This window comes from Streptomyces sp. NPDC092952 (assembly GCF_044754785.1).
Lineage (GTDB): Bacteria > Actinomycetota > Actinomycetes > Streptomycetales > Streptomycetaceae > Streptomyces.
Genome location: NZ_JBIVPT010000005.1, coordinates 293,373 through 319,826 on the forward strand (window position 1 = coordinate 293,373; position 26,454 = coordinate 319,826).

Below are 26,454 nucleotides of genomic sequence, written 5' to 3' on the forward strand. Positions count from 1 at the left end.
AAGGAGCGAGCGTGGCCGGACCGACGACCGCCCAGCGCGGATCAGGACAGCAGCAGCAGGAATCCCCGGCCCGCCCGCCGCGTCCGCGACGGCGTGTACTGCCCGGCCGTCGCACGCTGATCGTGGTCGGCGTACTGGTCCTGCTGCTCGTCTCCGGCACCGTCTGGGCGCTCTACGGCTCGGACTGGCTGCGGGTGGAGAAGGTCAGGACCACCGGCGTCGACGTGCTGGGCACGGCCGAGGTGGAGGCCGCCGCGGCGGTTCCGGTCGGGGCCCCGCTGATCTCCGTGGACACCGACGCCATCGCCGCCCGGTTGCGCCAAAGGTTGCCTCGTATCGACTCCGTGGATGTCGTTCGGTCATGGCCGCACGGAATCGGACTTAAGGTGACGGAACGGCAGCCGGTTCTGCTCATCAAAAAGGGCACGAAGTTCATCGAAGTGGACGCGGAAGGCGTGCGTTTCGCAACGGTGGACCAAGCGCCCGGACATGTGCCGCTGCTGGAGCTCAAGCCCGACCGCTCCGCGAGCCTGCGCCGCTTCGGCGGCGACCGGCTGGTGCGGGAGGCGGTCCGGGTGGCGGGCGAACTGCCGCGCGGTGTCGCCGGGGAGACCCGGGTCGTACGGGTCGTCTCGTACGACTCGATCTCCCTGGAGCTCACCCGGGGGCGCACGGTTTTCTGGGGCAGTGGTGAAGGAGGTCCGGTGAAGGCCAAGGTCCTCACCGCCCTCATGAAATCGGCACCCAAAGCGGGACACTTCGACGTGAGTGCCCCCACCGCCCCGGCCGTGTCCGGCAGTTGACGCTCATCCGGCCTGGCCAGGACCCTGGTTGGTCATCGCTACGGGTGATCACATAGGGTGAAAAGAAAAACGGGAGGTTCGGCGTGTTCGTTGAACGCGCGCCACTTGTCGACTTAGTGTCCTGTTCGGAAGAGTCCATGAAACAGACACACTGGTAACCCTAAACTTGAACGTTAGGGTTCGGGTCGGCGTTCCGGACCGCCCCAATCGGCATCCGTCGTCGCGGCGGTACATCCGCGAAGCGACGACACGTAACTCGAGGCGAGAGGCCTTCGACGTGGCAGCACCGCAGAACTACCTCGCAGTCATCAAGGTCATCGGTGTCGGCGGCGGTGGTGTCAATGCCATCAACCGAATGATCGAGGTCGGCCTCAAGGGCGTCGAGTTCATCGCGATCAACACGGATGCGCAAGCCCTGTTGATGAGCGACGCCGACGTCAAGCTCGACGTCGGCCGCGAACTCACCCGCGGTCTCGGCGCCGGCGCCAACCCGGCAGTCGGTCGCAAGGCGGCAGAGGACCACCGTGAGGAGATCGAGGAGGTCCTCAAGGGGGCCGACATGGTCTTCGTCACCGCCGGCGAAGGCGGCGGCACCGGCACCGGCGGCGCGCCCGTCGTCGCCAACATCGCGCGCTCGCTGGGCGCCCTGACGATCGGTGTGGTCACCCGGCCGTTCACCTTCGAGGGCCGTCGGCGCGCGAACCAGGCGGAGGACGGCATCGCCGAGCTCCGCGAAGAGGTCGACACCCTCATCGTCATCCCCAACGACCGGCTGCTGTCCATCTCGGACCGTCAGGTCAGCGTGCTCGACGCCTTCAAGTCGGCGGACCAGGTCCTGCTCTCCGGCGTCCAGGGCATCACCGACCTGATCACCACCCCGGGTCTGATCAACCTCGACTTCGCCGACGTCAAGTCGGTCATGTCCGAGGCCGGGTCGGCGCTCATGGGCATCGGTTCGGCGCGCGGCGACGACCGCGCGGTGGCCGCCGCGGAGATGGCGATCTCCTCGCCGCTCCTGGAGGCGTCCATCGACGGCGCCCGCGGGGTGCTGCTCTCCATCTCCGGCGGCAGCGACCTCGGTCTCTTCGAGATCAACGAGGCCGCCCAGCTGGTGAGCGAGGCGGCGCACCCGGAGGCGAACATCATCTTCGGCGCGGTCATCGACGACGCGCTGGGCGACGAGGTCCGGGTCACCGTGATCGCCGCGGGCTTCGACGGCGGACAGCCGCCGGCCCGCCGGGAGAACGTCCTGGGCACGAGCTCCGTCAAGCGCGAGGAGCCCGCCGCCCCGGCCCGTACCCCCGAGCCCGTGCGGCAGAGCGGCGGACTGGGCTCGGTGCCCACCCGTGAGGAGCCGTCGGCCCCGGCGGAGCCCGCGCCGGTGGTGAGCGAGACCCACCTGCCGCCGATGGTGACGCCGCACGTCCCGCAGCCGGCCCGTCCCTACCAGGACTCGCAGGCCGAGGAGCTGGACGTTCCGGACTTCTTGAAGTGATAGTCCAGCACCACGAACGGTCTTCGGCGGGCGGCGCCCACTTCTCCTTCACCGACCGGTGGGGAGGGGTGAGCGCCGCTCCGTACGAGGAGCTCAACCTCGGCGGTGCGGTCGGCGACGATGCCGCCGCCGTTCTCGCCAACCGCGAGCGCGCCGCCCGCGCCCGGGGCCTGGACCCGGCCCGGGTCGTCTGGATGAACCAGGTGCACGGGCGGGACGTCGCGGTCGTCGACGGGCCGTGGGGCGACGCGGCGGAGATCCCCGCGGTGGACGCGGTGGTGACCGCGCGCCGCGGACTCCCGCTCGCCGTGCTCACCGCCGACTGCACCCCCGTTCTGCTGGCCGACCCGGTCGCCGGGATCGTGGCGGCGGCGCACGCGGGCCGGCCCGGCCTGGTCGCCGGAGTCGTCCCCGCCGTGGTCGAGGCCATGACCGGGCTCGGCGCCGAGGCCTCCCGGATCGTCGCCCGTACCGGCCCGGCGGTCTGCGGGCGGTGCTACGAGGTCCCGGCCGGGATGCGCGCCGATGTCGCGCGGACCGTCCCGGCGGCCTGGTCCGAGACCAGCTGGGGCACCCCGGCCGTCGACGTCACTGCCGGGGTCCATGCCCAGTTGGAGGCGCTCGGCGTCGTGGACCGGCGGGCCTCGCCGGTCTGCACCCTCGAATCGGGCGATCATTTCTCGTACCGCCGCGACCGCATCACCGGGCGGCTCGCCGGATATGTCTGGTTGGACGGATAGGGCATGACGGACCGTAAGGCTCAACTCGCCGAAAACCTGGCCCGGGTGGAGGAACGTATCTCTTCCGCCTGTACCGCCGCCGGCCGTGCGCGGGAAGAAGTGACGCTCATCGTCGTCACCAAGACCTATCCCGCGAGCGATGTGCGGATTCTGCACGAACTGGGTGTACGTCATGTCGCGGAGAACCGCGATCAGGATGCTTCGCCCAAGGCTGCGGAATGTGCGGATCTGTCGCTCACGTGGCATTTTGTCGGTCAATTGCAGACGAACAAGGTTCGTTCCGTGGCCGGTTATGCCGATGTCGTGCAGTCGGTGGACCGGCTCCGACTGGTCGCGGCGCTCTCGTCGGCCGCCGTGCGGCAGGAGCGCGAACTGGGCTGTCTCGTCCAGGTCGCGCTCGACGCGGAGAGCGGCGCGCGGGGCGAGCGCGGCGGGATCGCCCCGGACGGGATCGGGGAGTTGGCCGCCGCGGTGGCCGACGCGCCCGGGCTGCGGCTCGACGGTCTGATGACCGTCGCACCGCTGGCGGGACCGTATGCAGGACGGCAACGGGCGGCCTTCGACCGGCTGATGGAATTCTCATCCCGCCTGCGCCGGGACCATCCGGCTGCGAACATGGTCTCGGCGGGGATGAGCGCGGATCTGGAGGACGCGGTTGCGGCCGGGGCGACACATGTGCGCGTCGGTACGGCGGTACTCGGAGTCCGACCCGGGCTCGGGTAACGTCGCCAAGCAGGTCGGACCACAGCAGAAAATATGGTCATCCCCGCTCACGGCGGGCAGACCTCAGTGGATCGCGGGGCACTTGGTGACAGACGCCGATCCACCACAGAGCGGAGGACTCGGAGCATGGCCGGCGCGATGCGCAAGATGGCGGTCTACCTCGGCCTCGTGGAGGACGATGGGTACGACGGTCCGGGGTTCGACCCCGACGACGAATTCGAACCCGAGCCGGAGCCCGAGCGCGACCGGCGGCGGCAGCCCGCGCATCAGGAGCGGGAGCGCGAGGAGCCGGTGCGGGCGGTGCAGCCGCCCGCGCAGCGGGAGCCGGTCCAGATCCCGGCGGAACGAGAGCGACCCGCCCGGATCGCACCCGTGGCATCCATCACACCTGAACGCCCGAACATGGAGAAGAACGCACCGGTGATCATGCCCAAGGTCGTGTCCGAGCGGGAGCCCTACCGCATCACCACGCTGCACCCGAGGACCTACAACGAGGCCCGTACCATCGGGGAACACTTCCGTGAGGGCACTCCGGTGATCATGAATCTCACGGAGATGGACGACACGGATGCAAAGCGACTTGTCGACTTTGCCGCGGGACTCGTCTTCGGACTCCATGGCAGCATTGAGCGTGTGACGCAGAAGGTGTTCCTGTTGTCGCCTGCTAACGTCGATGTCACGGCGGAGGACAAGGCCCGCATTGCTGAGGGCGGATTCTTCAACCAGAGCTGAGAACACGACACCGGGAACAACCCCGGCCGCGAGGCCGGAGCTACGAGAGCCAGGGGAGAGGGAAGCACGAAATGGGCGTCGCAGTGCAGATTGTCTATGTCGCGCTGATGTGCTTCCTCATCGTGCTGATCTTCCGGCTGGTCATGGACTACGTCTTCCAGTTCGCGCGTTCATGGCAGCCCGGCAAGCCGATGGTGGTCATACTCGAGGCCACTTACACTGTCACCGATCCACCGCTCAAGCTCCTTCGGCGGCTCATCCCGCCGTTGCGTCTCGGGGGCGTGGCACTCGACCTGTCCTTCTTCGTTCTGATGATCATCGTCTACATCCTGATCAACGTTGTGACCAGGCTGTGAGCGATACGGTCTTGCCGACTGCCGACGACTACGTAGAGGTGAAGAAGAGATGCCGCTGACTCCCGAGGACGTGCGGAACAAGCAGTTCACGACCGTCCGCCTCCGAGAAGGCTATGACGAGGACGAGGTCGATGCCTTCCTCGACGAGGTCGAGTCCGAGCTGACCCGCCTGCTCCGTGAGAACGAGGACCTGCGCGCGAAGCTGGCCGCCGCCACGCGTGCCGCCGCGCAGAACCAGCAGCAGGGCATGCGCAAGCCGGAGCCGCAGGACCGGCCCGGTGCACCTGTGCCCGCCGCCATATCGGGTCCGCCGGTCCAGCAGCAGCCGCCGCAGATGGGTCCGCCCCAGCTGCCCGGTGGTGCTCCGCAGCTGCCCGCCGGTCCCAGTGGTCACGGTCCTGGTCCCCAGGGCCCGCACGGCCCCGGTCCGCAGGGCCCGCACGGCCCCGGCCCGATGCAGGGCGGTCCCATGGGTGGCCCGATGGGCGGCCCCATGGGCGGTCACGCCCCGCAGCAGCAGATGCAGCAGATGCAGCAGCCGCCGCAGATGCAGCAGCCCGGTCAGGGCCCCGGTGGCGACAGCGCCGCCCGTGTCCTCTCGCTCGCGCAGCAGACCGCCGACCAGGCGATCGCGGAGGCCCGTTCCGAGGCCAACAAGATCGTCGGCGAGGCCCGCAGCCGCGCCGAGGGCCTGGAGCGGGACGCCCGTGCCAAGGCCGACGCCCTGGAGCGGGACGCGCAGGAGAAGCACCGCGTGGCGATGGGATCGCTGGAGTCGGCCCGCGCGACGCTGGAGCGCAAGGTCGAGGACCTGCGCGGCTTCGAGCGTGAGTACCGGACGCGTCTGAAGTCCTACCTGGAGAGCCAGCTGCGTCAGCTGGAGACCCAGGCGGACGACTCGCTGGCCCCGCCGCGGACCCCGGCGGCCGCTTCGCTGCCGCCGTCGCCCTCGCTGGCTCCGGCCGGTGCGGGTGCGATGGGCCACTCCATGGGTGGCAGCCACGGCAGCCAGCCGATGGGCGGCGCCCCGTCCATGGGCGGAGCCCCCTCCTACGGTGGTCAGCAGCAGATGGCTCCGGCGATGACCCAGCCGATGGCACCGGTGCGGCCGCAGGCGCCGCAGCCGATGCAGCAGGCCCCTTCGCCGATGCGCGGCTTCCTGATCGACGAGGACGACAACTGAGCCCGGTGCGCGCGCTGAGCGCGTAGCCGTCGGCAGGCTGAGGGCCGGGCCCCCGGGAATCCCCGGGGCCCGGCCCTTTTGCGTGCGGCGTGCTACTCGGTGCAGGTGGGCCGGAGGCGCCGGGAGGAAAGCGAAGACCGGTCCTGGACGTCGGCGGCGCACCGGGTGCCGGCGGAGGCGTCGGTGGGGAAGCCGTGCTGCTCGTCGTCGGGGCGTCCCTCTCCGGGCAGCAGGAAGGTGATCGCGAGGAACGCCACCAGCAGACAGGCCTGGACGATCAGCGCGTGGTGGAAGCCTCCCGTGAAGTCACCGGACTCGGCCCGGTCGAAGAACACCGATCCGAGGACCGCGACGCCGATGGAGCCGCCGACCGCCTGCACGGCGGACAGCACGCCGGAGGCGGAGCCGATCTCGTCGTCGTCGACCGCGGCGAGTACGAAGCCGAACAGGGCGGCGATCACCATGCCCGCTCCGACACCCGCCACCGTGATGCCGGGGGCGATGTCCCCGATCGAGAACGAGGCGGAGTCGAGACCGTCCAGTTCGAACCACAGCAGTGCCGCTCCGGCGAGCTGGACCAGCGGGCCGATCTGCAGTACTTTGCGGCCGATTCTGTCGGCGAGGAACGCGCCGCTGACGGCGCCGCCGATCGCGGTGCCGACCGCGAGCGGAAGGTTGCCGAGTCCCGCGTCTCCGGCGGTGAAGTCCTGGCCGATCTGCAGGAACAGGGTGAGCACGAGCTGGGTGCCGACCAGACCGCTGAAGAACAGGGCGATGCCGCCGAGTCCGACGGTGAAGGCGGGCTTGCGCAGCAGGCCGGGGGTGACCAGCGGCGTCCGGCCCGCCGCGGTCGCGCGGCGCTGATCCACGGCGAACAGGACGAACCCGATCGCGGCGGCGGCCATGCACAGCCAGGTCCACAGCGGCCAGCCGTCCTCCTGTCCCTGGTTCAGGGGAAGTACCAGCAGGGCGCACGGAGCCACGATCAGGGCCGCGCCGGTCATGTCGGCCCGTACGGTCCGGTCGCCCGGCCTTCGGGGCACGAACCTCGCGGCGACGATCAGCGCGGCGAGGCCGATGGGCAGGTTGACCAGGAACACGGACCGCCAGCCCAGACCGAAGAAGTCACCCTCGACGAGGAAGCCGCCGAGGACCGGACCGATGATGCCGCCCAGGCCGAGAACGGGCCCGAAGACCGCGAAGACCTTGGTGAGTTCGGGCCCGGAGAAGTTCTCCCGCAGCAGCCCGAGGCCTTGTGGCAGGAGTACGGCCCCGGCGGCGCCCTGCACCAGGCGGAAGGCGATCAGCGACTCGGTGTCCGGCGCGATCGCGCACAGCAGCGAGGCGGCGGTGAAGGCGGCCAGGCCGAGCAGGAACATGTGGCGGCGCCCGTAGCGGTCGCCGAGCCGGCCACCGAGCACGAGCCCGGCTCCCAGGGTGAGGGAGTAGCCGCCGATCACCCACTGCAGGCCCGAGGAACCGGCGTGGAGCGACTTCTCCAGCGCGGGTCCGGCGACGTTGACGATCGAGGCGTCCAGGAGATCCATGATCTCCGCGACGATCATCACCGCCAGGATCAGCCACCGCCATCGATAGGGCTCGGTGGGTTCGACGGTGGGGGACAGGTCTCGCACGCCAAATACCTCCATGGTGGAATAGTTTTACGGTGAAGGTAAAGTGGTGGCGGTAGGTTGTCAAAGCGGGCCGCCGAAGCGGACCGTGCGACGGGAGAGAGAGGCGGCGGGACCTCCGTGGAGGAAACAAGGCGCGACGACGTCGCGGCGCAGCGTGAGCGGCTCATGGAAGGACTGAGAGTCCACGGCGGTCACTACACCGAGCTCAGCCGGCGCTTCGCCGCCTGGCTGGGACTGCACTCCACCGACGCGACCGCGGTGCTGGAGATCGCCGCCGCCGAGGAACGCGGCACGCCGCTGTCACCGGCGCGGCTGAGCGAGCGCATCTCGCTGTCCACGGGCGCCACCACCGCGCTCCTGAACCGCCTTGAAGCGGCAGGACATGTCACCCGCAGTCGCGAACACTCCGACCGGCGCGTCATCACCCTGCGCAGTGGTGCGCACATCCAGGAACGTGCGGACGAGTTCTTCGGCCCGCTCGCTCACCGCCTCGACGCGGCGATGGCGCACTACCCGCCGGATCTCCTGGCACGGTTCGAATCGTTCATGACCGACCTGAACTCCACCCTGGACGCCTATCTCACCGAGCGGACCGCGGTGCCACCGCGTTCCTCCGGCGTCCGCGGCGACCGGCCGGCGCCGTGATCCCGGCGGGCGCGGCGCCGGTCCGGGCAGGGCGGCGGGGTGCCGTCGCACGCACCCGCCAGTACTGAGGCGGTTCCCGGGGGACGGCGAAGGGCCCGCCCGGAAGCGATCCGGACGGGCCCTTCGCGACGCGGGTGGGGCGGGTTACCGCTCCGTCTTCCGCAGCCGGAACGTCAGGGCCAGGCCCTCGTCCTCGAACGGCTCGCCGTACGTCCCGTCCGCCTCGCCCTGCGCGTAGTCCAGGGCCAGCACCTCGTCCGCGATCAGGGTCGCGTGCTCGGTGAGCGCCTCGGCCGTGGCCCCGGAGGGGGACGACCAGCGGACCGCGATGCGGTCGGCGACGTCCAGGCCGCTGTTCTTGCGGGCCTCCTGGATCAGCCGGATCGCGTCACGGGCCAGGCCCGCGCGCCGCAGCTCCGGCGTGATCTCCAGGTCCAGGGCGACGGTGGCGCCCGAGTCGGAGGCGACGGACCAGCCCTCGCGCGGGGTCTCGGTGATGATGACCTCGTCGGGGGCGAGGGTGACCGTCTCCCCGTCCACCTCGACCGAGGCGGTGCCTTCGCGCAGGGCGAGCGAGAGGGCCGCCGCGTCCGCGTTCGCGACCGCCTTGGCGACCGCCTGGACACCCTTGCCGAAGCGCTTGCCGAGCGCCCGGAAGTTGGCCTTCGCCGTCGTGTCGACCAGCGAGCCGCCGACCTCGGAGAGGGAGGCCAGCGAGGAGACGTTCAGCTCCTCGGTGATCTGGGCGCGCAGCTCGGGGGAGAGCGCCTCGAAGCCGCTCGCCGCCACCAGGGCCCGCGACAGCGGCTGGCGGGTCTTGACGCCGGACTCGGCGCGGGTGGCCCGGCCCAGCTCGACCAGGCGGCGGACCAGGGCCATCTGCGCGGAGAGCGCCGGATCGCTCGCCGCCGGGTCGGCCTTCGGCCAGTCGGCCAGGTGCACCGACTCGGGGGCGTCCGGGGTGACCGGGACGACGAGGTCCTGCCAGACCCGCTCGGTGATGAACGGGGTGAGCGGGGCCATCAGCCGGGTCACCGTCTCGACGACCTCGTGCAGGGTGCGCAGCGCGGCCTTGTCGCCCTGCCAGAAGCGGCGGCGCGAGCGGCGCACGTACCAGTTGGAGAGGTCGTCGACGAAGGCGGACAGCAGCTTGCCGGCGCGCTGGGTGTCGTACCCCTCCAGGGCCTGCGTGACCTGGTCGACCAGGGTGTTCAGCTCGCTCAGCAGCCAGCGGTCCAGGACCGTGCGGTCCGCCGGGGCCGGGTCGGCCGCGGACGGTGCCCAGCCGGACGTACGGGCGTACAGGGCCTGGAAGGCGACCGTGTTCCAGTAGGTGAGGAGCGTCTTGCGGACGACCTCCTGGATGGTGCCGTGACCGACGCGGCGGGCCGCCCAGGGGGAGCCGCCGGCGGCCATGAACCAGCGCACCGCGTCCGCGCCGTGTTGGTCCATGAGCGGGATGGGCTGGAGGATGTTGCCCAGGTGCTTGGACATCTTCCGGCCGTCCTCGGCGAGGATGTGGCCCAGGCACACCACGTTCTCGTAGCTGGACTTGTCGAAGACCAGGGTGCCGACCGCCATCAGCGTGTAGAACCAGCCGCGGGTCTGGTCGATCGCCTCGGAGATGAACTGCGCCGGGTAGCGCGACTCGAACAGTTCCTTGTTCTTGTACGGGTAGCCCCACTGCGCGAACGGCATCGAGCCCGAGTCGTACCAGGCGTCGATGACCTCCGGGACGCGGTACGCCTCCAGCTGGCAGTTCTCGTGGGAGCAGGTGAACGTGACCTCGTCGATGAACGGGCGGTGCGGGTCCAGCCCCGAGAGGTCGGTGCCGGCCAGCTCGCCCAGCTCGGCGCGGGAGCCCACGCACGTCAGGTGGCCGTCCTCGCAGCGCCAGATCGGCAGCGGGGTGCCCCAGTAGCGGTTGCGGGACAGGGCCCAGTCGACGTTGTTGGTCAGCCAGTCGCCGAAGCGGCCGTGCTTGACCGAGTCCGGGAACCAGTTGGTCTTCTCGTTCTCCTGGAGCAGCCGGTCCTTGACCGCGGTCGTGCGGATGTACCAGGACGGCTGCGCGTAGTAGAGCAGTGCCGTGTGGCAGCGCCAGCAGTGCGGGTAGCTGTGCTCGTACGGGACGTGCCGGAAGAGCCTGCCGCGGGCGTCCAGGTCCTCGGTGAGGATCTCGTCGGCCTTCTTGAAGAAGACCCCGCCGATCAGCGGCAGAGCCTCCTCGAAGGTGCCGTCGGGGCGGACCGGGTTCACCACCGGGAGTCCGTACGCCTTGCAGACCAGGAGGTCGTCGGCGCCGAAGGCGGGGGACTGGTGGACCAGACCCGTACCGTCCTCGGTGGTCACGTACTCGGCGTTGACGACGTAGTGCGCCCCGGCCGGGCTGTTTCCATCGGTTCCCTCGCCGGTGCTCGGGAAGTCGACCAGCTCGAAGGGGCGCTCGTAGGTCCAGCGCTCCATCTCGCGGCCGGTGAAGGTCTCGCCGGTGGTCTCCCAGCCCTCGCCCAGGGCCTTCTCGACGAGCGGCTGGGCGACGACCAGCTTCTCCTCGCCGTTGGTCGCGACGACGTAGGTGACCTCGGGGTGGGCGGCCACGGCGGTGTTGGAGACCAGCGTCCAGGGGGTGGTCGTCCAGACCAGCAGCGAGGCGGTGCCGGCCAGCGGGCCGGAGGTGAGCGGGAAGCGGACGAAGACCGAGGGGTCGACGACCGTCTCGTAGCCCTGGGCCAGCTCGTGGTCGGAGAGGCCGGTGCCGCAGCGGGGGCACCAGGGGGCGACCCGGTGGTCCTGGACCAGCAGGCCCTTGTCGAAGATCTCCTTCAGCGACCACCACACCGACTCGACGTACTCGGGGTCCATCGTGCGGTACGCGTCGTCGAGGTCGACCCAGTAGCCCATCCGGGTCGTGAGCTCGGTGAACGCGTCGGTGTGCCGGGTCACGGACTCGCGGCACCTGGCGTTGAACTCGGCGATGCCGTACGCCTCGATGTCCTTCTTGCCGTTGAAGCCCAGCTCCTTCTCGACCGCGAGCTCGACCGGCAGGCCGTGGCAGTCCCAGCCGGCCTTGCGGGCCACGTGGTAGCCCTGCATGGTGCGGAAGCGGGGGAAGACGTCCTTGAAGACGCGGGCCTCGATGTGGTGGGCGCCCGGCATGCCGTTGGCGGTGGGCGGGCCCTCGTAGAAGACCCACTCGGGGCGGCCCTCGGACTGTTCGAGGCTCTTGGCGAAGACCTTGTTGTCGCGCCAGAAATCGAGCACGGTGTGCTCCAGCGCGGGCAGGTCGACCTGGGCGGGTACCTGGCGGTACTGCGGCGATGTCATGGGCGGACTTCCTCCGGCGGACGTTTTCCACTTCCGTCGGAGGGACGAGGGCCTCGTCGGCTCCCGCGGTACCACCCTCCTTGGCCCCGGGCATGCGCCCGTTGCCCCCTCATTGGGGTCGCGAGGCCGGTTCTACTTGCCGTGCGGCGTTCTTCCGGCGGCTCCGGGTGATCTTCACGACGCGCTCGCCCCCGGGCTTCCACCGTCCCCGGGTCGCTCCTGGCTGCGTACGACGCTACTCGTCCCATCCACGCCTCTCGCTGGCCCCAGTGTACGGGCCCGTACGGGCGGGGGCCGACCGGATTTACCGGGGGCCGGAGCATGACCCGAATGGGCCGGTGCCGGGGTGCGGGGTCCGGCGGGCGGATTACCCGCCGGTGAGCTGGGCACAACGGATGGGGGCGGGACGGATCGAGGGCGTGGGGAGGGGCGGTTCGGCGGCGTGCCCCGTTGCCGCGGCGCTGGGGCCGATTTATCGTCCCAGCACGATTCGCGTGCAAGATCACAATATGTGAAGGGGCCGCGGCCATGGTGGCGAAGAAGACCGCCGCAGAGAAGACGGCGCCGACCGGGTCCACGGGCGCGGCGGCCGGGAGGAAGAGCGCGGCGAAGCGGTCCGCGGCCGGGGAACCGACGGCCCGCGGGGCGGCGGCGAAGAAGGCGGCGGCGAAGAAGAGCACGCCGGGGAAGGCGTCGAAGAAGGCCGCGCCCGCGGCCGAGGAGGCGGCCGCAGCCGCCGGAAAGACGGGAGACCACACGGTGGCAGCCAAGAAGAGCGCGGCCCGGACCCGTACGGCCGGTACGGACACCGCGCCCGTCCCCCCGGCCCGCGGGGTCGTCCCCGGCGAGCTGGCGGTCCGGCCCGGCGAGGACCCCTGGACCCCGGAGGAGGTCGCCGAGGCGCGCGCCGAGCTCAGCAGCGAGGCCCTGCGGCTGCGCAGCGAGCTGGAGGCCGCCGGTGCCGCCCTCGCCGGCCTGATGCGCGACTCCGGCGACGGGGCGGGCGACGACGAGGCGGACACCGGCACCAAGAACATCACCCGCGAGCACGAGATCTCGCTCGCCGCCAACGCCCAGGAGATGCTGGACCAGACCGAGCGGGCCCTGGCCCGGCTCGACGCCGGGACGTACGGCCTCTGCGAGATCTGCGGCAAGCCGATCGGCAAGGCGCGGATGCAGGCGTTCCCGCGGGCCACGCTCTGTGTCGAGGACAAGCAGAAGCAGGAGCGACGCGGCTGATCCGCGGCGGTGTGCCGTACCCTCGTCCTCAGTCAGGAACCTAGGTCGAGGGGCTCACGTGGCAGAGGCGGAGCGCATCATCGGTACGCCGGACATCCCCGATGCTGCGGGGACCGAGGGGGACGGGGACACGGAGCGGTCCGAGGCACGGGCCGGTGAGGCCGCTCCGGCCCGTGGCCGGCGGAAGATCATGGCGCTGGCCGTCGTGGCCGTGCTCGCCTACCTCCTCGATCTGATCAGCAAGATGATCGTGGTCGCCAAGCTGGAGCACCACGAGCCGGTGAAGCTCATCGGCGACTGGCTCCAGCTCACCGCGATCCGCAACTCCGGGGCCGCGTTCAGCATGGGCGAGGCGTACACGATCATCTTCACCTGCATCGCGACGGTGGTGATCATCGTGATCTCCCGGCTCGCCCGCAAGCTCTACAGCCTGCCCTGGGCCATCGCGCTCGGGCTGCTGCTCGGCGGTGCGCTCGGCAACCTCACCGACCGGATCTTCCGGGCGCCGGGCGTCTTCCGGGGCGCGGTCGTGGACTTCATCGCGCCGGCGCACTTCGCCGTGTTCAACCTCGCCGACTCCGCGATCTGCTGCGGCGGCGTCCTGATCGTGATCCTCTCCTTCAAGGGCCTGGACCCCGACGGGACCGTGCACAAGGACTGAGCGGTCCAAGGCATACTCGACAGGTGAGTACGTATCCCGAGGTCCGCACGCTGCCCGTACCCGACGGCCTGGAGGGCGAGCGCGTCGACGCCGCCATCTCCCGCATGTTCGGTTTCTCCCGCACCAAGGCCGCCGAACTGGCGGCCTCGGGGAAGGTGCAGGTGGACGGCGCGGTGGTCGGGAAGTCCGAGCGGGTGCGGGGCGGTGCCTGGCTGGAGGTCGAGATGCCGCAGGCCGCCGCTCCGGTGCAGATCGTCGCCGAGCCCGTCGAGGGCATGGAGATCGTCCACGACGACGACGACATCGTCGTGATCGTGAAGCCGGTCGGCGTCGCGGCCCACCCCAGCCCCGGCTGGACGGGCACGACCGTCATCGGGGGCCTGGCCGCCGCCGGGTACCGGATCTCGACCTCCGGCGCCGCCGAGCGCCAGGGCATCGTCCACCGCCTCGACGTCGGCACCTCCGGCCTGATGGTCGTCGCCAAGTCCGAGCGGGCCTACACCCTGCTGAAGGCGCAGTTCCGCGACCGGGTCGTGGAGAAGAAGTACAACGCGCTGGTGCAGGGCCACCCCGACCCGATGAGCGGCACCATCGACGCCCCCATCGGGCGCCACCCCAACCACGACTACAAGTGGGCCGTCACGGCCGAGGGCAAGCCCTCCGTGACGCACTACGACCTCATCGAGGCCTACCGCTCCGCCAGCCTCCTCGACATCAAGCTGGAGACCGGCCGCACCCACCAGATCCGGGTGCACATGGCCGCCCACCGCCACCCCTGCGTCGGCGACCTCACCTACGGCGCCGACCCGACGATGGCCAAGCGCCTCGGCCTGACCCGGCAGTGGCTGCACGCCGTCCGGCTCGGCTTCGAGCACCCGTCCGACGGGAGCTGGGTCGAGTTCAGCAGCGACTACCCCGCCGACCTCCAGCACGCCCTGGACACCATCGCGGCGGAGAGCCGGTGACCACCGGTCCGGAGCCGTTCACCACGCGTACCGCCGTCGGGGAGCAGGACCTGGCGGCCTGCTTCCAGGTCCGCAAGGAGGTCTTCGTCGGCGAGCAGGAGGTGCCGGAGGAGATCGAGTACGACGCGTACGACGCGGGCGCCCTGCATGTGCTGGCCGTCGCGGCGGACGGCGGTCCGCTGGGCACCGGCCGGCTGCTGCACGGCCCCGCGGCCGTGGCGAGGACCGGTGGAGACCTCGGGGTCGGCTCGCTCGGCAGGCTCGCGGTGATCGGGGCCGCGCGCGGCCTCGGGGTCGGCGCGGCGCTGGTGCGGGCCATCGAGGACGCGGCCCGCGAGCTGGGGCTGGACGCCGTGGACCTGCACGCCCAGACCCACGCCCTCGGCTTCTACGAGCGCCTCGGCTATGTGGCGTACGGCCCCGAGTTCCCGGACGCGGGCATGCCGCACCGGGCGATGCGCCGCAGCCTGCGGGACTGACCGGGCGGCGGCCCGGCCTCTCCCGTGGCCGTACCGCCGACCGCGCGGACATCGGAGGAATGAGGGGCGCGGGGGTGTGAACGAGGGGGGTGTTGTCTGGATTGCCCACCTTGCGTGACAGGCTGTGGTCCCCGTCCGCCGATCACCCGGATCGGCACGCCGCGCTCCGGAAGGCACCCCGTGGACCAAATGGCACTGCTCCTCCTGCTCTTGCTCGGGGCTGTGGTCACGGTCCCACTGGGCCAGCGCCTCGGGCTTCCCGCACCGGTGCTGATGACGCTCTTCGGGGTCGGGCTGGCCTTCCTCAGCTTCGTGCCGAACGTGGACATCCCGCCGGAGATCATTCTTCCGGCGCTGCTGCCGCCCCTGCTCTACGCCTCGGTGCAGCGGACGTCCTGGCGGCAGTTCGCCGCCAATAAACGCCCGATCTTTCTACTGGCCGTGGCGCTGGTCTTCGTCACCACCGCGGCCGTCGCCGCCGTCGCCAACGCGATAGTCCCCGGGCTGCCCATCGCGGCCGCCGTGGCGCTCGGTGCGCTCGTCGCCCCGCCCGACCCGATCGCCGCGACGGCCGTCGCCGGTTCGGTCGGGCTGCCGCGCCGGCTCGTCTCCATCCTGGAGGGCGAGGGGCTGTTCAACGACGTCACCGCGATCGTGCTCTACCACGTGGCGATCGCCGCGGCGGTGAGCGGGAGCTTCTCGCTGCCGGAAGCCTTCGGGCTGCTGATCCTCTCCGCCGTGGTGGCCGTGGTGGTGGGGCTGGTGCTCGGCTGGCTGACCATCAAGCTGATGGGGATCCTGGGCGATGCCACGCTCCAGGTCGGCCTCACGCTGCTGGTGCCGTTCGTGAGCTACGTCCTCGCCGAGGAGCTGATGGGCTCGGGCGTGCTCGCCGTCCTCACCACCGCGCTCTTCCTCGCCGAGCACACCGCCGACGCCGACGACGTCCTCGGGCGGCTCACCGGCCGTACCTTCTGGGAGATCGTCGACACCCTGGTCACCGGTATCGCCTTCGGGCTGATCGGTCTCGAACTGCACAACGTCTTCGGGACGGCCGACGGCCGCGAGCTGGAGATGCTGGGCTGGGGGCTCGCGGTGGTCGTGGTGGTCGTCGGCGTACGGCTGCTGTACCTGCTGCCCGCCACCTGGCTCGCCAAGCGGCTGCACACCCGGCGCGACGTCAGCGAGGAGATCCCCACCAGCTGGCGGGAGACCGTCGTCATGTGGTGGTCCGGGATGCGCGGGGTGGCCTCGGTCGCGCTGGCCCTGGCGATCCCGCTGACGACCGACGACGGGAAGCCGTTCCCGGGCCGCGACGAGATCGTCTTCATCGCCTTCGCCGTGATCATGGCCACCCTCGTCGTCCAGGGGCTCAGTCTGCCCTGGCTGGTCCGCAAGCTCCGGGTCAAGGCCGACACCGACGCCGAGGAGGCGCTGGAGAAGGAGCTGGCGATCCGCGCCGCCAAGGCCGCCAAGCAGCGCCTGAAGGAGATCCAGGAGGTCGAGGAGTTCCCGGACGAGGTCACCGAGCGGCTCCAGCGGCTCGCGTACGACGTGGGGGCTCGGATCAGCCCCGACATGGTCGACGACGAGCGGCGCGAGGCCTACGCCCAGCGCGCCGAACGCTTCCGGGCGATCAGCCGGGTCCAGCGGGAGATGATGTCGGCCGCCCGCCACGCGGTGCTCTCGGCCCGCAACGAGGCGGGATCGGACCCGGAGGTCGTCGACCGGGTGCTGCGGCAGCTGGACGTCCGCAGCCTGCGCTGATCCGGGCGGCTGGCACCATGGACCCCATGAACATCATCCTTTTCCACTCGACGTACGGGCTGCGCCCCGCGGTGCACGCGGCGGCCGACCGGCTGCGCGCCGCCGGACACGAGGTGCAGGTGCCCGACCTGTTCGAGGGGCGCACCTTCGACACCGCCGAGGAGGGGCTGGCCTTCAAGGAAGAGGTGGGCAAGGACGAGCTGCTGAGGCGGGCCGTGCTGGCCGCCGCGCCCTACTCCGACCGGGGCCTGGTCTACGCGGGCTTCTCCTTCGGCGCCTCGACCGCGCAGACCCTGGCGCTCGGCGACGAGAAGGCGCGCGGTCTGCTGATGTTCCACGGCACCTCGGACATCGCCGAGAACGCCTCGGTGGACGAGCTGCCCGTACAGCTGCACGTCGCGGACCCGGACCCGTTCGAGACGCACGACTGGCTGAACTCCTGGTACCTCGGGATGCAGCGGACCGGCGCCGACGTCGAGATCTACCGCTACCCGGGCGCCGGCCACCTCTTCACCGATCCCGAACTCCCGGACTTCGACCAGGCGTCGGCCGAGCTGGCCTGGAAGGTCGGGCTCGGCTTCCTCGCCACGCTGTAGACGGCGGAAGGGCCCCGCGGTGTCGCGGGGCCCTTCGTGCCGTACGTCGCGGGGATCAGCCGCGGTAGGCGGTCCAGCTGTCGCTCATCCGCTGGACCTGGCCCGGGGTGAACTGGGTCATGCACGAGTCGTAGGTGTAGTCCATGAAGTTGTGGATCGGGTCGAGCCCGGTCTTGGTGGTGCAGGAGTCGCGGCCGGTGGGGCACTCGTACGCGGGGCTCGCCTCGGCCGGGGTGTCGGCCACGTAGTCGCCGTTGCCGTTGCAACCGCCCTGGAAGGTGTGGTAGAGCCCCATCCAGTGGCCGACCTCGTGGGTGGCGGTGTCGCCCTCGTTGTAGTTGGTGGCGGAGCCGCCGGGCAGCGAGGCGTCGAGGATCACCACCCCGTCGTTCGAGGGGCTGGACTTGTAGGAGCTGGGGAAGGTGGCCCAGCCCAGCAGTCCGCCGCCGAGGTTGGCGGTGTAGATGTTGAGCGCGTTCGCCCCGCCCTTGCGCAGCGCGGACTTCATGGACTTCTCGGTGGAGGTGTCCGGGGAGACGTTGTACCAGGTGCTGTTGTCCGTGTAGTCCGTGCCGGCCAGCGTGAACTGGAAACCGGTGCCGGTGTTGCCCGAGCCCTGTCCGGCGTAGGCGGCGTTCAGCACGTTCATCTGGTTGTTGATCGCGGACGCGCTGAGCTTTCCGGTCGTCCCGGAGTGGATGACGTGGAAGTAGACCGGGATGGTCGCGCCCGCGGCGAGCGTGGGGCCGCTCGTCCGGCGCTCCGCGAGTCTCTGCTTCAGCTGCGTCTCCATGGCCTTGGCGCGGGCCGGGGTGACCTCGTTGGGGTCGGCGGCGTGCGCCTTGCCCGAGGGGCGGGCCTCGCGCGCCGTGGCTCTCGTGCCCGTGCTCGCGGTGTCCGCGCACTTCTGGGCGGCGGAGGTGCGGGCGGCCGTCGGGGCCGCGGAGGCGGAGGCGCCGGACGGGGCGGTGAGCGGTGCCAGGGCCAGGGTTCCGGCCAGGGCGGCGGTGCCGATCATCCGGTTTCGCATGAGCGGCGATATACGGCCGAGAGCGCGCACGGGGACTCCTCGTGGGTGCGGGGGGAGAGGCGGGCCCTCGCCCGCCACCAGGAGGTTACGTGTCCATGTCATTCCTGGAAGAGAAATGATCAAGCCCGATCCGGCACGTGTCAAAGGGGTGGAACCGGGGCGAATCTTTCCGGTGGTTCCGGAGTTTGAGACGGCGGTGTGTGCGCGGGAGTCACCCCGGCGGGCAGTGTGTCCCCTTTGGGGTCCGGAACACGCCACCCGCCGTAGTGATGTGATGAACCGTCAGTCAACGACGGGATGGCCGAAAACGGCCTCTCAGAGCACCGGGCTGTTCACCCGCTCGACCTTCTGCGTCCCGTTGAGCGTCCGGTACGAGCGCGTCCACTTGGCGGTGGCGTCCCGCTTCGTCCGGTCGGAGACGGCGTAGTAGTCCATCTGGGAGCGCTCGGCGGTCACGTCGAGGACCCCGTAGCCGTGCGAGTCCATGTCGACCCACTTCACATGGCGGTTGGCGGCCTTGACCGCGGCGGCCGCGACCAGCGAGACGGTCTGCGGCGCCACGTGCAGGATGTCGTCGATGTTGTCCGAGGTCACCGACGTCACCACGAACTCGGTGGCGGCCGAGGCGGAGAGCGGGTACGTCGCCGCCTTCACCGGCACGTCGTTGGCCCACGCCATGTGGATGTCACCGGTCAGGAAGACCGTGTTGGTGATCGACCGGTCCCGCAGGTGGGCGATCAGCTCCTTGCGGTCGTCGGTGTAGCCGTCCCACTGGTCGACGTTGACGGCGAGCCCCTCCTGCGGCAGGCCGAGCAGCTTGGCCAGCGGTGCCAGCAGCTCCGCGGGCACGGAGCCGAAGGCGACCGGCGAGATCATCACCGACGTGCCGACCAGCTTCCAGGCCGCGTCCGACGCGGCCAGCCCCGACTTCAGCCAGTCCAGCTGCGCCCGGCCGGTGATCGTGCGCTCCGGGTCGTCGACCGCGCCGCTGCCGATCGACGCCTGCTGGGAGCGGAAGCTGCGCAGGTCCAGGAGGTGCAGCTCGGCGAGCCTGCCGAAGCGCAGCCGCCGGTAGACGGTGCCCTCGGTGGAGGCGCGGACCGGCATCCACTCGAAGTACGCCTGCTTGGCGGCGGCCACCCGGTCCGCCCAGGCGCCCTCCGTCTCCGGGGTGTGGTTCTCGGCCCCGCCCGACCAGGCGTCGTTGGCGAACTCGTGGTCGTCCCAGATCGCGATGACCGGGTGGACCGCGTGCAGCTCCTGGAGGTCGGCGTCCGTCTTGTACGTGGCGTGCCGGAGCCGGTAGTCGGCGAGGGTGAGGATCTCGTGCCTCGGCTCGTGCGGCCGCACGGTGTACTTCGCCGCCGGGTACCCGCCGGAGGCGTACTCGTAGATGTAGTCGCCGAGGTGGAGGACCGCGTCGAGGTCCGCGCGGGCGGCGAGGTGGCGGTACGGGGAGAAGTAGCCGGCCTCCCAGTTGGCGCAGGAGACCACGCCGAACCGCACCCCGGGCGTCGCGGCGCCGGCCGCCGGGGCCGTCCGGGTGCGGCCCACGGGGGAGAGGACGGTGCCCACCGCGAAGCGGTAGTAGTACGTGCTTGCCGGGGCGAGCCCCCGCACGTCCGCCTTCACGGTGTGGTCGTGGGCGGCGCTCGCGGTGGCCGTTCCGCGGGCCACGACGGTACGGAACTCCTTGTCCTGGGCGATCTCCCAGTCCACCCGCACGTCGGGGCCGTTGCCCGAGCCGGGGACCGCCGTCGCGTCCGGCGTCACCCGGGTCCAGAGCAGGATGCCGTCGGGCAGCGGGTCGCCGGAGGCGACGCCGTGCAGGAAGGCGGAATCGTCGGCGGAGGCGTGCGCGGTGGCCGCCGAGACGAGCGGGGCGGCGAGCACGGCGCCGGCCGCGGCGGCCTTGACGACCGTGCGGCGGCGCGGGGCGTGGGGGCCGGAACGGTCCGGCCGGGCGTCTGAAGGTATGCGACTGGTCACGGGCGATCAGACTACTGACTAGTACGCTCAAAGAGCGGGTGAATCCGAAGAGTTCACCCGCTCTTTCGTGAAGCGTCCCTCCGCTCCCGCGCGTCGCGTCAGCCCTTCAGGGCCTTGTCGACGGCGGCGTTCCAGTCCTCGACGGTCATCGGCGCGTTCTTGTTGTCCGGGCCGGTGACCTTCTTGCCGTCCATGACGAAGGACGGGGTGCCTTCGATGTCGTACTTGTTGTCGTTGAAGTTCTTCGACATCTCGATCGCCCAGCGATCGAAGGTGCCGTCCTTGACGTCCTTCTGGAACGTCTTGTTGTTCTTGAGCTCGGAGACGGTGTCCGCGATCTCGATGAGGTAAGAGTCGTTCTTGAACTTGTCGTCCGTCTCCTCGGGGTGGTACTTCGCCGAGTAGAGGGCCTCCTTGTAGGAGGCGAAGGCGTCCTTGGAGACGTTGAGGGCGGCGCCGAGCGCGCTGAGCGCGTTGCGGGAGCCCTCGCCGGGGAGGTTGGTGTCGAGGAAGGTGGCACCCACGTACTGGATCTTGTACTTGCCGTCCTTCAGGTCCTTCGTGATCGTCGGGCCGATCGTCTGCTCGAACGTGGCGCAGATGGGGCAGCGCGGGTCCTCGTACGCGATGATCGTCTTCTTGGCGGTCTCCTCGCCGAGGGTGACCGTCGTGTGGTTCTTGCCGGTGGTGTTCTTGGGGGCCACCAGTGCCTTGTCCTTCGCGGCCTCCCACTGGGAGGGCTTGAGGCTCTGCATCACCAGGTAGCCGGCGCCGCCGGCTATCGCCAGGACGGCGACGATCGAACCGGCGACTATGGCCTGCCGCCGGGTCTTGTCCCGCTTGGCCTGGCGCTCGCGTTCGGCGCGCAGCCGCTCACGGGCCGCGGTCTTCGCCTGCTGAGTGTTGCGCTTGCTCATGATGGATCGACTCTCCGTGGATCTGGTGAAGGGATGGGACTGCCGTGCTCGGGGTCAGTGGACCGGGCAGGGCGGTCCGCGCAGACCGACGGAGTACGCGAGGACGCGGCCGCGCAGGACCGGCGTGCGCGGTGCCGGGCGCGGGCGGAGACGGGCGGGCTCCCGGCGGGCCGTGACCGCGGCGACGGCGATCAGCAGCGGCCGGAACGTGGCGGCGGCCACCGCGCGCAGCAGCCGGGCCAGCGCCACCTCGCCGCGCCACAGCCAGGCCGCCGCGAGGAGCCCGACCGAGACGTGTGCGGCGAGCAGCAGCCAGGGGGTCGCCGACGCGGAGCCGGCACCGGGTGAGGCGACATGCGTCAACGGCGTGCCGAGCGGTTCGCCGCCGCAGATCAGGTCCCAGCCCATGGACCGCAACGACCCCGCCACGGGCCCGCCCGCCGGGCCGTAGCAGGCGTGCTGGCCGCTGGTGAACACCGTGTCCGCCGCGAGTTCGAGCGGGACGAGCAGCGCGGCGATGGGCCAGAAGCCCCGCTCGCGCCCGCCCGCCAGGGCGAAGGCCAGCAGGAAGACGGCCACGCCGATCGGCACGATCAGCGACAGGGGCAGCGGCGCCGAGGAGAGCAGGACGTGGGCGCCCGTGGACAGCGTCAGGCACAGCGCGGTGAAGAGCGCTGCCCGTGCCGCCCGGAGGCCGGTCGTCTGCGTGTCCATCGCGGCAATTCTGCCATGCCGGTTCCCGGAGGACAGAGGGCCCGGCGGTAGCGATTCAGTTGCCCGGATCGTGGCTGAAATCGCCGAAATTACCGATGTCTGGGAAGTGTGAAGTCGCGGCGCGTCCGGGGTGGTGCCGACGCGTGGGAGACGCGGATCGAAACCGTGTGAATTACGGTGTGAATCAAGGATGCGAAAACGGAAAAGGCCCGCCTTTGTTCAGGCGGACCTTTTCCGGAAACGGGTCAGCAAATCTTTACGGAACCGGATTCCAGGGTCAGGTTCTTGGAGTAGATCCAGCCCTTCGTCTCGCCGCCGGCCAGACGTCCGTACACCCAGAGGTTCCCGTACTTGTTGTAGACGCCGCACCAGGCGTAGAACGTGGTGCCGGGCGCCACGGAAAGGGTCTGGGTACACGTTTCGGCAGGTCCGTTGCGCAGGTGGCCGACCACGACCTTGTGCACGGCGTCGGAGTTGTTGTGGCCGACGCTCCCGCAGCCGTAGCCCGCGGCGCTCGCGGACGACGCGGTACCGATGGTGAAGCCCCCCAGGATCGCGGTCGTGGCGGCTATCGAAACCAGAGTCTTCTTGACGTTCATATCCCCCACCGATTTCCTTCACTATTTCGGAACGAGGGGATGCTAACGCCCCCCGGGGGGTGGGGCAATGGGTTAACGGTCGCGGGCGGGAATCAGGATCCAGGAAAATCGCCATATTCCCGAGGGGGATGGTGCGGGGTGTCGTGTTTTGTCGCGGTGACCTCCATCACGGCGACCGTGTGTGACCGTGGTCGGCGAGCCCCCTCGCCCACGCGCCCGGAGACGTAGACTTCCACGCTGTCCCCCCACCCAGCCGTCGTCCGTTCTTCCGGAGGAACAGCGCCGTGACCAAGCCGCCCTTCACGCACCTGCACGTCCACACCCAGTACTCGCTGCTGGACGGTGCGGCGCGGCTCAAGGACATGTTCGCCGCCTGCAACGAGATGGGCATGTCCCACATCGCGATGACGGACCACGGCAACCTGCACGGGGCCTACGACTTCTTCCACTCGGCGCAGAAGGCGGGCGTGACGCCCATCATCGGCATCGAGGCGTACGTCGCCCCCGAGTCCCGCAAGCACAAGCGGAAGATCCAGTGGGGCCAGCCGCACCAGAAGCGCGACGACGTCTCCGGTTCGGGCGGTTACACCCACAAGACGATCTGGGCGTCGAACGCGACCGGGCTGCACAACCTCTTCAAGCTGTCCTCGGACGCGTACGCCGAGGGCTGGCTCCAGAAGTGGCCGCGGATGGACAAGGAGACCATCGCCCAGTGGTCCGAGGGGCTGATCGCCTCCACCGGCTGCCCCTCCGGCGAGGTGCAGACCCGGCTGCGGCTCGGCCAGTTCGACGAGGCGGTCCAGGCCGCCTCCGACTACAAGGACATCTTCGGCGAGGGCAAGTACTTCCTGGAGCTGATGGACCACGGCATCGAGATCGAGCGCCGGGTCCGCGACGGGCTCCTCGAAATCGGCAAGAAGCTCAACATCCCGCCGCTGGTGACCAACGACTCGCACTACACCTACGCGCACGAGGCCACCGCGCACGACGCCCTGCTCTGCATCCAGACCGGCAAGAACCTCTCCGACCCCGACCGCTTCCGCTTCGACGGCACCGGCTACTACCTCAAGACCGCCGACGAGATGTACGCCGTCGACTCCTCCGACGCCTGGCAGGAGGGCTGCCGCAACACCCTGCTGGTCGCCGAGCAGATCGACACCTCCGGGATGTTCGAGAAGCGCGACCTGATGCCGAAGTTCGACATCCCGGACGGCTACACGGAGATCACCTGGTTCCAGGAGGAGGTCCGGGTCGGCATGGACCGCCGCTTCCCGGGCGGCGTCCCCGAGGACCGGCAGAAGCAGGTCGAGTACGAGATGGACATCATCATCCAGATGGGGTTCCCGGGGTACTTCCTGGTCGTCGCCGACTTCATCATGTGGGCCAAGAACAACGGCATCGCCGTCGGCCCCGGCCGGGGCTCCGCGGCCGGTTCGATCGTGGCGTACGCGATGGGCATCACCGACCTCGACCCGATCGAGCACGGGCTGATCTTCGAGCGGTTCCTCAACCCCGAGCGCGTCTCCATGCCCGACGTCGACATCGACTTCGACGAGCGTCGGCGCGTCGAAGTGATCAGGTACGTGACGGAGAAGTACGGCGCCGACAAGGTCGCCATGATCGGCACGTACGGAAAGATCAAGGCGAAGAACGCCATCAAGGACTCCGCCCGCGTCCTCGGCTACCCGTACGCGATGGGCGACCGGCTCACCAAGGCCATGCCCGCCGACGTCCTCGGCAAGGGCATCGACCTCAACGGCATCACCGACCCCAAGCACCCCCGCTACAGCGAGGCGGGCGAGATCCGGGGGATGTACGAGAACGAGCCGGACGTCAAGAAGGTCATCGACACCGCCAAGGGCGTCGAGGGCCTGGTCCGCCAGATGGGCGTGCACGCCGCCGGCGTCATCATGTCCAGCGAGCCGATCGTGGACCACGCCCCGATCTGGGTGCGGCACACCGACGGCGTCACCATCACCCAGTGGGACTACCCGCAGTGCGAGTCGCTCGGCCTGCTGAAGATGGACTTCCTGGGCCTGCGCAACCTCACGATCATGGACGACGCCGTGAAGATGGTGGAGTCCAACAAGCACGTCAAGCTGGACCTGCTGGCCCTCCCGCTGGACGACCCCAAGACCTACGAGATGCTCTGCCGCGGCGACACGCTCGGCGTGTTCCAGTTCGACGGCGGGCCGATGCGCTCCCTGCTGCGCCAGATGCAGCCCGACAACTTCGAGGACATCTCCGCCGTCTCGGCCCTCTACCGGCCGGGCCCGATGGGCATGAACTCGCACACGAACTATGCCGAGCGCAAGAACGGCCGCCAGGAGATCACCCCGATCCACCCGGAGCTGGAGGAGCCCCTCAAGGAGGTCCTCGGCCTCACCTACGGCCTGATCGTGTACCAGGAGCAGGTGCAGAAGGCCGCCCAGATCGTCGCCGGCTACTCCCTCGGCGAGGCCGACATCCTCCGCCGCGTGATGGGCAAGAAGAAGCCCGAGGAGCTGGCGAAGAACTTCGTCCTCTTCGAGGCGGGCGCCAAGGAGAAGGGCTTCTCCGACGCGGCGATCAAGGCGCTGTGGGACGTGCTGGTGCCGTTCGCCGGGTACGCCTTCAACAAGGCGCACTCCTCCGCGTACGGCCTGGTCACCTACTGGACCGCGTACCTCAAGGCGAACTACCCCGCCGAGTACATGGCGGCGCTGCTCACCTCGGTCAAGGACGACAAGGACAAGTCGGCCGTCTACCTCAACGAGTGCCGGCGCATGGGCATCAAGGTGCTCCCGCCCAACGTCAACGAGTCGCTGTCGAACTTCGCGGCCCAGGGCGACGACGTGATCCTCTTCGGCCTCACCGCCGTGCGCAACGTCGGCCAGAACGTCGTCGACTCGATCATCCGGTGCCGCAAGGCGAAGGGGAAGTACAGCTCCTTCCCCGACTTCCTGGACAAGGTCGAGGCGGTCGTCTGCAACAAGCGCACCGTCGAGTCCCTGATCAAGGCCGGCGCCTTCGACGAGATGGGCCACACCCGCAAGGGCCTGGTCGCCCACCACGAGCCGATGATCGACAACGTGGTGCAGGTCAAGCGCAAGGAGGCCGAGGGGCAGTTCGACCTCTTCGGCGGCATGGGCGAGGAGGAGAGCGACGAGCCGGGCTTCGGGCTCGACGTGGAGTTCTCCGACGTCGAGTGGGAGAAGGCCTACCTGCTCGCCCAGGAGCGCGAGATGCTCGGCCTGTACGTCTCCGACCACCCGCTCTTCGGCCTGGAGCACGTGCTCTCGGACAAGGCCGACGCCTCGATCTCCCAGCTGACCGGCGGCGAGCACGGCGACGGCGCCGTCGTCACCGTCGGCGGCATCATCTCCGGCCTCCAGCGCAAGATGACCAAGCAGGGCAACGCCTGGGCCATCGCCACCGTCGAGGACCTGGCCGGTTCCATCGAGTGCATGTTCTTCCCGGCCACCTACCAGCTGGTCTCCACCCAGCTCGTCGAGGACACCGTCGTCTTCGTCAAGGGCCGCCTGGACAAGCGGGAGGACGTGCCCCGCCTCGTCGCCATGGAGATGCAGGTCCCCGACATCTCCAACGCGGGCACCAACGCCCCCGTGGTGCTGACCATCCCCACCGTCAAGATCACCCCGCCCATGGTCAGCCGCCTCGGCGAGGTCCTCGCCAGCCACCGGGGCGACACCGAGGTACGGATCAGGCTCCAGGGCCCCCGCACGACCACGGTGCTCCGGCTCGACCGGCACCGGGTCAAGGCCGACCCGGCCCTCTACGGTGACCTGAAGGTGCTGCTCGGTCCCTCCTGCCTGGCGGGCTGACCGGACCGCGGACACGACGAGGGGGCGCCCCGCGAA

22 protein-coding genes are annotated in these 26,454 nt (G+C 70.0%); 15 read left to right on the forward strand and 7 right to left on the reverse strand.

The features are described 5' to 3' along the window. The first annotated feature begins 11 nt into the window (after positions 1–11). The 7 genes from ACIQGQ_RS15325 to ACIQGQ_RS15355 all read left to right on the forward strand — a co-directional run bounded on the left by ACIQGQ_RS15325 (position 12) and on the right by ACIQGQ_RS15355 (position 6,032). Complete coding sequence (locus ACIQGQ_RS15325) at positions 12–803, forward strand: cell division protein FtsQ/DivIB (RefSeq protein WP_402395437.1); 792 nt, start codon at positions 12–14, stop codon at positions 801–803. Between the two features lie 277 nt (positions 804–1,080). After that, a complete protein-coding gene (ftsZ, locus tag ACIQGQ_RS15330) occupies positions 1,081–2,298 on the forward strand; it encodes a cell division protein FtsZ (RefSeq protein WP_402395439.1) in 1,218 nt (405 codons plus the stop codon). Next, complete coding sequence (gene pgeF / locus ACIQGQ_RS15335; RefSeq protein WP_402395442.1) at positions 2,295–3,038, forward strand: peptidoglycan editing factor PgeF; 744 nt, start codon at positions 2,295–2,297, stop codon at positions 3,036–3,038. The genes ftsZ and pgeF overlap by 4 nt, the downstream gene beginning before the upstream one ends. A gap of 3 nt (positions 3,039–3,041) precedes the next feature. Further along, positions 3,042–3,761 (forward strand): YggS family pyridoxal phosphate-dependent enzyme, encoded by a 720-nt coding sequence (locus tag ACIQGQ_RS15340; RefSeq protein WP_402395445.1) that lies wholly within the window; start codon positions 3,042–3,044, stop codon positions 3,759–3,761. A gap of 126 nt (positions 3,762–3,887) precedes the next feature. After that, a complete protein-coding gene (locus tag ACIQGQ_RS15345; protein ID WP_352274906.1) occupies positions 3,888–4,493 on the forward strand; it encodes a cell division protein SepF in 606 nt (201 codons plus the stop codon). Positions 4,494–4,564: 71 nt separating this feature from the next. Continuing rightward, positions 4,565–4,849: a YggT family protein gene (locus ACIQGQ_RS15350; protein WP_366294318.1), complete on the forward strand. Its 285-nt coding sequence runs from the start codon at positions 4,565–4,567 to the stop codon at positions 4,847–4,849. Between the two features lie 49 nt (positions 4,850–4,898). Further along, on the forward strand, positions 4,899–6,032 hold the full coding sequence (locus ACIQGQ_RS15355; RefSeq protein ID WP_402395449.1) for a DivIVA domain-containing protein: 1,134 nt from the start codon (positions 4,899–4,901) through the stop codon (positions 6,030–6,032). Positions 6,033–6,124: 92 nt separating this feature from the next. Here ACIQGQ_RS15355 and ACIQGQ_RS15360 read toward each other — a convergent pair whose 3' ends face one another. Next, positions 6,125–7,666: an MFS transporter gene (locus tag ACIQGQ_RS15360; RefSeq protein ID WP_402395452.1), complete on the reverse strand. Its 1,542-nt coding sequence runs from the start codon at positions 7,664–7,666 to the stop codon at positions 6,125–6,127. A gap of 117 nt (positions 7,667–7,783) precedes the next feature. On the opposite strand from ACIQGQ_RS15360, the gene ACIQGQ_RS15365 reads away from it, so the two are divergent. Next, positions 7,784–8,311, forward strand: a complete 528-nt coding sequence (locus ACIQGQ_RS15365; protein ID WP_402395455.1) for a MarR family winged helix-turn-helix transcriptional regulator — start codon at positions 7,784–7,786, stop codon at positions 8,309–8,311. A 144-nt stretch (positions 8,312–8,455) separates the two neighbouring features. Here the strand turns inward: ACIQGQ_RS15365 and ileS are convergent, their stop codons facing one another. Next, positions 8,456–11,638, reverse strand: coding sequence for an isoleucine--tRNA ligase (gene ileS / locus ACIQGQ_RS15370; RefSeq protein WP_402395458.1), 3,183 nt, complete (start codon positions 11,636–11,638; stop codon positions 8,456–8,458). A gap of 528 nt (positions 11,639–12,166) precedes the next feature. Here ileS and ACIQGQ_RS15375 point away from each other — a divergent pair. The 6 genes from ACIQGQ_RS15375 (at position 12,167) to ACIQGQ_RS15400 (ending at position 17,345) form a co-directional block, all read left to right on the forward strand. Next, complete coding sequence (locus ACIQGQ_RS15375; RefSeq protein ID WP_402395460.1) at positions 12,167–12,877, forward strand: TraR/DksA family transcriptional regulator; 711 nt, start codon at positions 12,167–12,169, stop codon at positions 12,875–12,877. A gap of 58 nt (positions 12,878–12,935) precedes the next feature. Further along, positions 12,936–13,538 carry a signal peptidase II gene (lspA, locus tag ACIQGQ_RS15380; RefSeq protein WP_402395462.1) on the forward strand — a complete coding sequence of 201 codons (603 nt, stop codon included), beginning with the start codon at positions 12,936–12,938 and terminating at the stop codon, positions 13,536–13,538. Between the two features lie 23 nt (positions 13,539–13,561). Further along, the gene (locus ACIQGQ_RS15385) at positions 13,562–14,503 is read left to right on the forward strand and encodes an RluA family pseudouridine synthase (protein WP_402395464.1); all 942 of its coding nucleotides are present in this window, start codon (positions 13,562–13,564) and stop codon (positions 14,501–14,503) included. Then, on the forward strand, positions 14,500–14,982 hold the full coding sequence (locus ACIQGQ_RS15390) for a GNAT family N-acetyltransferase (RefSeq protein ID WP_402395467.1): 483 nt from the start codon (positions 14,500–14,502) through the stop codon (positions 14,980–14,982). The genes ACIQGQ_RS15385 and ACIQGQ_RS15390 overlap by 4 nt, the downstream gene beginning before the upstream one ends. Positions 14,983–15,162: 180 nt before the next feature. Next, positions 15,163–16,749: a Na+/H+ antiporter gene (locus ACIQGQ_RS15395; RefSeq protein ID WP_402395470.1), complete on the forward strand. Its 1,587-nt coding sequence runs from the start codon at positions 15,163–15,165 to the stop codon at positions 16,747–16,749. 17 nt (positions 16,750–16,766) lie between these two features. Next, complete coding sequence (locus ACIQGQ_RS15400; protein ID WP_402395473.1) at positions 16,767–17,345, forward strand: dienelactone hydrolase family protein; 579 nt, start codon at positions 16,767–16,769, stop codon at positions 17,343–17,345. Positions 17,346–17,400: 55 nt separating this feature from the next. On the opposite strand, the gene ACIQGQ_RS15405 is transcribed toward ACIQGQ_RS15400, so the two are convergent. The 5 genes from ACIQGQ_RS15405 to ACIQGQ_RS15425 all read right to left on the reverse strand — a co-directional run bounded on the left by ACIQGQ_RS15405 (position 17,401) and on the right by ACIQGQ_RS15425 (position 22,594). Continuing rightward, positions 17,401–18,375 (reverse strand): zinc metalloprotease, encoded by a 975-nt coding sequence (locus tag ACIQGQ_RS15405; RefSeq protein WP_402395475.1) that lies wholly within the window; start codon positions 18,373–18,375, stop codon positions 17,401–17,403. Positions 18,376–18,690: 315 nt separating this feature from the next. Further along, entirely contained in the window at positions 18,691–20,364 is a 1,674-nt protein-coding gene (locus ACIQGQ_RS15410) for an alkaline phosphatase D family protein (RefSeq protein ID WP_402395478.1), read from the reverse strand. A 98-nt stretch (positions 20,365–20,462) separates the two neighbouring features. Beyond that, positions 20,463–21,281 (reverse strand): thioredoxin domain-containing protein, encoded by an 819-nt coding sequence (locus ACIQGQ_RS15415; RefSeq protein WP_402395481.1) that lies wholly within the window; start codon positions 21,279–21,281, stop codon positions 20,463–20,465. Between the two features lie 54 nt (positions 21,282–21,335). After that, on the reverse strand, positions 21,336–21,995 hold the full coding sequence (locus ACIQGQ_RS15420; protein ID WP_402395484.1) for a hypothetical protein: 660 nt from the start codon (positions 21,993–21,995) through the stop codon (positions 21,336–21,338). A gap of 245 nt (positions 21,996–22,240) precedes the next feature. Continuing rightward, positions 22,241–22,594 (reverse strand): hypothetical protein, encoded by a 354-nt coding sequence (locus ACIQGQ_RS15425; protein ID WP_402395487.1) that lies wholly within the window; start codon positions 22,592–22,594, stop codon positions 22,241–22,243. 284 nt (positions 22,595–22,878) lie between these two features. Between ACIQGQ_RS15425 and dnaE the strand changes: the two genes are divergently transcribed. Next, on the forward strand, positions 22,879–26,418 hold the full coding sequence (gene dnaE / locus ACIQGQ_RS15430; protein WP_402395489.1) for a DNA polymerase III subunit alpha: 3,540 nt from the start codon (positions 22,879–22,881) through the stop codon (positions 26,416–26,418). Positions 26,419–26,454 lie beyond the last annotated feature (36 nt).